At 66.1% G+C, this 6,004-nt stretch carries 6 protein-coding genes; 4 read left to right on the forward strand and 2 right to left on the reverse strand.

Features of this window, described 5'->3' with window-relative positions; genetic code table 11:
• Positions 1-2 precede the first annotated feature (2 nt).
• On the forward strand, positions 3-2,819 hold the full coding sequence (gene secA, locus B4F19_RS04635) for a preprotein translocase subunit SecA (protein WP_292730195.1): 2,817 nt from the start codon (positions 3-5) through the stop codon (positions 2,817-2,819).
• Between the two features lie 70 nt (positions 2,820-2,889).
• Positions 2,890-4,116 carry a pyridoxal phosphate-dependent aminotransferase gene (locus B4F19_RS04640; RefSeq protein ID WP_228177594.1) on the forward strand — a complete coding sequence of 409 codons (1,227 nt, stop codon included), beginning with the start codon at positions 2,890-2,892 and terminating at the stop codon, positions 4,114-4,116.
• Positions 4,117-4,140: 24 nt separating this feature from the next.
• Here B4F19_RS04640 and B4F19_RS04645 read toward each other — a convergent pair whose 3' ends face one another.
• Complete coding sequence (locus tag B4F19_RS04645) at positions 4,141-4,581, reverse strand: Rv3235 family protein (RefSeq protein WP_228177595.1); 441 nt, start codon at positions 4,579-4,581, stop codon at positions 4,141-4,143.
• 128 nt (positions 4,582-4,709) lie between these two features.
• On the opposite strand from B4F19_RS04645, the gene B4F19_RS04650 reads away from it, so the two are divergent.
• Complete coding sequence (locus B4F19_RS04650; RefSeq protein WP_228177596.1) at positions 4,710-5,297, forward strand: hypothetical protein; 588 nt, start codon at positions 4,710-4,712, stop codon at positions 5,295-5,297.
• Between the two features lie 19 nt (positions 5,298-5,316).
• Here B4F19_RS04650 and B4F19_RS04655 read toward each other — a convergent pair whose 3' ends face one another.
• Positions 5,317-5,598 (reverse strand): helix-turn-helix domain-containing protein, encoded by a 282-nt coding sequence (locus B4F19_RS04655; RefSeq protein ID WP_228177597.1) that lies wholly within the window; start codon positions 5,596-5,598, stop codon positions 5,317-5,319.
• A gap of 98 nt (positions 5,599-5,696) precedes the next feature.
• Here B4F19_RS04655 and B4F19_RS04660 point away from each other — a divergent pair.
• On the forward strand, positions 5,697-6,004 hold a 308-nt coding region (locus B4F19_RS04660), incomplete at its 3' end, for an SAF domain-containing protein (protein ID WP_292733058.1).

The following is a 6,004-nucleotide window of genomic DNA, read 5'->3' on the forward strand; positions in this document are numbered from 1 at the left end:
CCGTGGCCAATCCTCTCGAGAAACTCCTGCGTGCCGGTGAAGGTCGGCTCCTGCGGCGCTTGCAGCAGGTTGCGAAGGCGGTCAACGCCCTCGAGGACGAGTACTCGCAGCTGACTGACGACGAGCTGCGGGACGAGACCGCGGAGTTTCGCACCCGCTACGAGGCTGGCGAGACGCTCGACAAGCTGATGCCCGAGGCCTTCGCCGCCGTGCGGGAGGCCGCCAAGCGGACGATCGGTCAGCGGCACTACGACGTGCAGCTGATGGGCGGCGCTGCCCTGCACCTCGGCAACATCGCGGAGATGAAGACCGGTGAGGGCAAGACGCTGGTGGCGACACTTCCGGCGTACTTGAACGCGATCGCGGGCAAGGGCGTGCACGTGATTACCGTCAACGACTTCCTCGCGAGCTATCAGGCCGACCTCATGGGGCGTGTGTACCGGGCGCTGGGGATGACGACCGGCACGATCGTGTCGGGACAGACCCCCGAGGTGCGCCGGGAGCAGTACCTCGCAGACATCACCTACGGCACGAACAACGAGTTCGGTTTCGACTACCTTCGCGACAACATGGCGTGGCGCCGGGAGGACCTCGTCCAGCGCGGACACTTCTTCGCGATCGTCGACGAGGTTGACTCGATCCTCATCGATGAGGCCCGCACACCCCTGATCATCTCGGGCCCCTCCGCGGGAGAAGCGAACCGGTGGTTCGCCGAGTTCGCGAAGATCGCTCGCACTCTCGAGCCGGGAATCGACTACGAGGTCGACGAGAAGAAGCGCACGATCGGCGTGCTCGAGCCGGGTATCGAGAAGGTCGAAGACTATCTCGGGATCGACAACCTCTACGAGTCAGTCAACACTCCGCTGATCTCGTTCCTGAACAACTCGATCAAGGCGCTCGCCCTGTTCAAGCGCGACACCGACTACGTCGTCATGAACGACGAGGTGATGATCGTCGACGAGCACACGGGCCGAATCCTGGTGGGCCGCCGCTACAACGAAGGCATCCACCAAGCGATCGAGGCGAAGGAAGGTGTCCCGGTCAAGGCCGAGAACCAGACTCTCGCGACAGTGACGTTGCAGAACTACTTCCGCCTCTACGACAAGCTCTCGGGCATGACCGGCACCGCCGAGACCGAGGCTGCCGAGTTCATGTCGACCTACCAGCTGGGAGTCGTCGCGATCCCGACGAACAAGCCGATGATCCGCAAGGATCAGTCCGACCTCGTCTACAAGAACGAGCCTGCGAAGTTCGCTCAGGTCGTCGAAGACATCGCGAAGCGCCACGAGTCGGGGCAGCCGGTGCTCGTCGGCACCGTCTCGGTGGAAAAGAGCGAATACCTGTCGCGTCTGCTCGCGAAGAAGGGCATCAAACACGAGGTTCTCAACGCGAAGAACCACGCTCGCGAGGCCGAGATCGTGGCGCGCGCCGGGCGACTGGGCGCAGTCACGGTTGCGACGAACATGGCCGGGCGCGGAACCGACATCATGCTGGGCGGGAACGCCGAGTTCCTCGCGGTTCAGGAGATGAAGGCCAAGGGGCTCGACCCGGTGGAGACACCGGACGAGTACGAGGCCGAGTGGGATGCCGTCTACCAGTCCACCCGCGACCACGTTTCCGAAGAGGCCGAGAAGGTTGTGGCAGCCGGCGGTCTATACGTGCTCGGTACGGAGCGGCACGAGTCGCGCCGCATCGACAACCAGCTGCGGGGTCGGTCGGGACGTCAGGGCGACCCGGGAGAGAGCCGGTTCTACCTGTCGCTGACCGATGACCTCATGCGCCTGTTCCAGTCAGGGGCTGCCGAGGCAATCCTCTCGCGCACCAACTTCCCCGACGACGTCGCCATCGAATCGGGCATGGTTTCGCGGGCGATCAAGAGCGCGCAATCGCAGGTGGAGGCGCGTAACGCCGAGCTGCGCAAGAACGTGCTGAAGTACGACGATGTCCTGAACCGGCAGCGCGAAGCGATCTACTCGGATCGCCGCCACATCCTCGAGGGGGATGACATCGCCGACCGCGTCCAGCACTTCATCGAGGACGCCATCAGCACGCTGATCGACGATCACACGGGTACCGGTCACACCGAGAGCTGGGACTTCGACGCGCTGTGGACCGAACTCAAGACGCTATATCCGGTCTCTCTCACAATCGACGAGGTCGTCGCCGAGTCCGGAAGCAAGGGCAAGGTCACCCCCGAGGTACTGAAGCGCGAGATCATTTCGGATGCACGCATCGCCTACCAGAAGCGCGAAGAAAGCCTCGGCGAAGCTGCCATGCGCGAGCTTGAGCGGCGGGTCGTGCTTCAGGTCGTCGACCGCCGCTGGCGAGACCACCTCTACGAGATGGATTACCTGAAGGACGGCATCGGCCTGCGCGCGATGGCGCAGCGTGATCCGCTCATCGAGTACCAGCGCGAGGGCTATCAGATGTTCCAGCAGATGATGGGCCAGATCAAGGAAGAGTCAGTCGGGTACCTCTACAACCTCGAGGTCGAGGTCCGCCGCGCGGACGGAGAGAACGCCGCCGAGGTCGAGGCCAAGGGTCTGTCGATCGCGCCCGTGGAGGGACAGCGTCTGCAGTACTCCGCGGCCAATGACGCCGGTGAAGTCGAGGTGCGAAACGAACGCGGCCAGGTGCAGCAGGCGGCCACCAGCCGGGCCCGCCAGGCCGCGGCATCCGCGCCCGCAGCGCCCGTCGCGCCGACGCCCCCCGCTGTGCGCGGCGCGTTCGGCCAGCGCACCGACGGTGAAGCGCCGGCGCCGGCTGCCCAGCAGCCGCTGAACCGCGCCCAGCGGCGCGCTGCCGACAAGAAGAAGTAAGCGCAGAACGCGAGACCCGCGATCCACGCGCGGTCAGGTGGCCCGGTGGGTGCGGCATTATCCTGAACGGATGACCCACCCCCGGCCGCTCGACCAGTCGAGCAAACTCAAGCACGTCCTCTACGAGATCCGGGGGCAGGCCCTCGTCGAGGCCGATCGTCTGGAGGCCGAGGGACACCGGATCCTCAAGCTGAACACGGGGAACCCGGCAGCTTTCGGCTTCGAGGCTCCGTTCCAGATCGTGCGGGACATGATCGAGGCGGTACCCGAAGCCCACGGGTACAGCGACAGCCGCGGCATCAAGTCTGCTCGGCTCGCCGTCGTCTACCGATACGAGCAGGTTCCCGGATTCCCGGCGCTCGACCCCGATGACGTGTACCTCGGTAACGGGGTCTCCGAGCTCATCACGATGACGATGCAGGCCCTCCTGGACGAGGGCGACGAGGTGTTGATCCCCGCACCCGACTACCCGCTGTGGACGGCGATGACGAGCCTGGGGGGTGGGACGCCCGTTCACTACCTGTGCGACGAGCAGAACGGTTGGCAGCCCGACATCGAAGACATCCGCTCGAAGATCACCGAGCGCACCAAAGCGATCGTCGTCATCAACCCCAACAACCCGACCGGTGCCGTCTACACCCGCGAAGTCCTCGATCAGATCGCCGACATCGCCCGCGAACACTCGCTTCTGGTCCTTGCTGACGAGATCTACGACCGCATCCTCTTCGACGATGCGAGACACATCCCGATGGCCGCCGTTGCGCCGGATCTGCTGGTGCTGACCTTCAACGGGCTCTCGAAGACCTATCGAGTCGCCGGCTATCGCTCGGGGTGGCTCGCGATCACGGGGCCGAAGGATCACGCAGCCGGCTTCCTGGAGGGAATCACCCTGCTGGCCTCGACGCGGCTGTGTCCCAATGTTCCGGCGCAGTACGCCGTGCAGGCTGCGCTGTCGGGAGTCCAGTCGATCGACGCGCTGATCGCTCCCACGGGGCGGTTGCATGAGCAGCGGGATGCCGCCTGGGAGGCGCTGGAGTCGATCCCCGGGGTGAGCTGCGTCAAGCCGGAGGGCGCGCTGTACGCCTTCCCGCGCTTCGATCCGAACGTGTACGACATCCGGGATGATGCGAAGCTCGTGTACGACTTCCTTGTCGCCGAGAAGGTGCTGCTCGTGCAGGGGACGGGATTCAACTGGCCGACCCCGGACCACGTGAGGATCGTGACGCTTCCTGAATCCCGAGTGCTGACTGAGGCTATCGAGCGGCTCGGCAACTTCCTGTCGTCGTACCGGCAGTAAGGCGGCGCGCCGTCCGCGGCGTTGTCAGAGCAGGGCGAGAGAGGTGGTGCGCCACCGACCGTCCATGCCCTCCAACCGCAGGGCCACAGCACGGGTGCGCGCCGGACCGCGGACGATGACCACGCCCTCGACGATGCCGTCGGCGGGGGAGGAGTGGCGTACGGAAACGATCTGATGCACGGGACGCTTCGCTGGGATGCCGCGGGCGCTTCGTGCGCGGGCGGCGAGGTTGGCCCGGGTGACGAGCTTCCGATACGCATCCTCGGTCAGCCACCTGGCGAGTTGGTCAACCTCGCGGACACCCGCGAAGATCTCCAGGACCCCACGAGAGATGTTGCGCAGGAAGGTCTCGGGATCGGGGAGGTCGGCGGTGCTCGTGCGCTGTGGCGCGAAGTACTGGTTCAGCTCGGCCGCTTCGTCTGCCGCGCGGTAAGCGCGTGCGAAGCTCGATTGCGTCGTCGCCATGAGATCTCACTCTCGACCGGTAACAGGATGTCGAGAAGTAGAGCACACGGCAGGGGGCTCGGTGGGGGCCGGGATCCCGCTGTGGACAGTTTCTCATCGACTCCTCATCTACGACGTACGCTCGCCCCGTGCGATGGGACCGGCTGTTCGATGACCTCGAAGCTCAGGCGTCAGCCGAGTGGGAAGCCGAGCGTGCGGCCCTCGCCTCCGAGTCCGAGCGGGTGCGCCTGTCGCGCGTGTCGCTGAGGGACCGGCTGCTCGTGCTGCGAGACGCTCAGGCCCAGGTGCGGGTGCAGTTGAGCGGCGGCGCCGGCGTCGAAGGGCGAATCGTTGCCGTGGGTGCTGATTGGTTGGCGGTCGACCGAGGACCGTCCTCCGTCAGCATCGTTCCGCTCGGTGGGCTCACGGGGCTACGGATGGCGCACGCCGACCTTCTGCACAGCGCTTCGGGACGTGTGGGGCAAGCCCTCCGCGAGCGGATGGATCTCGGTTTCGTGCTGCGCGACCTCGCACGCCGGCGGGTTCCCGTTCTTGTCGAACTGGTCGCGGACGACGCGCTGACCGGAACCGTCGATCGAGCCGGCGCGGATCACTTCGACCTTGCCATTCACGACCTCGACGTTCCGCGGCATCCGTCGGCGGTGACCGGATTTCGGATGGTTCCGTTCGGCGCCCTCGCGCAGCTGGTCGTGGCGGCCGGAGACGCGGGGCTCTGACCCGCGGAAGCCTCCCGGATCAGTCTGGGTTGCGAATGGCCCCGGTGCCCCACAGTTCCGGGAAGCTCGCGGTCTGCGACTGGTGCCACAGCGCCATGCGTCGGGTCTGTTCGACCTGGTCGTCGAGGTAGGACTCGACACTCATCTCGTCGATGCGCCACTGCCCGCTTTCGCCGACACGCATCCCGCGGAGCTGCCCGGCCAGGACCAGGGCCATCACGTCCTCGACCTCGATCGCGAGCACTTCGGCGACCTGCGATGGCGTCAACAGGCGCGCGTCGGCGGCGGGAGGCTGGGGCATGTCCCCATTATGACGCCGGGTTCTGACAGGGCGGCGCAGCGGCGCCCGCTGTGGATAAGCGCGGCAGCGATTCACGAGTCTCGGCGACCATGGTTCGCATGTCCTCCCGCTCTCATACCTCCCGGCGCCCCGCGTGGGCAGACCTGCGGTTCCTGGTCGGCGTCGTTCTGGTTCTGGCTTCCGTCGGTGGTGTGTGGTTCATCGTGTCGTCGGCGCGCCAGACCGAACCCGTCTACGTAGCCGTCCGAGCGATAGTTCCCGGCGAGCCGGTAGCTGCAGCGGACCTTGCCGTCGTGGATGTCGCTCTGGGAGTCGCGTCGAACGCTTACCTCAGGGCTGACGACCTCGGGGAAGGGCTCGTTGCAGCGCGCACAGTCTCGGCTGGCGAACTCGTGCCCGCCGACGC

Origin of the sequence: Microbacterium sp. UBA1097 (genome assembly GCF_002313585.1) — a bacterium.
Classification (GTDB): Bacteria; Actinomycetota; Actinomycetes; order Actinomycetales; family Microbacteriaceae; genus Microbacterium.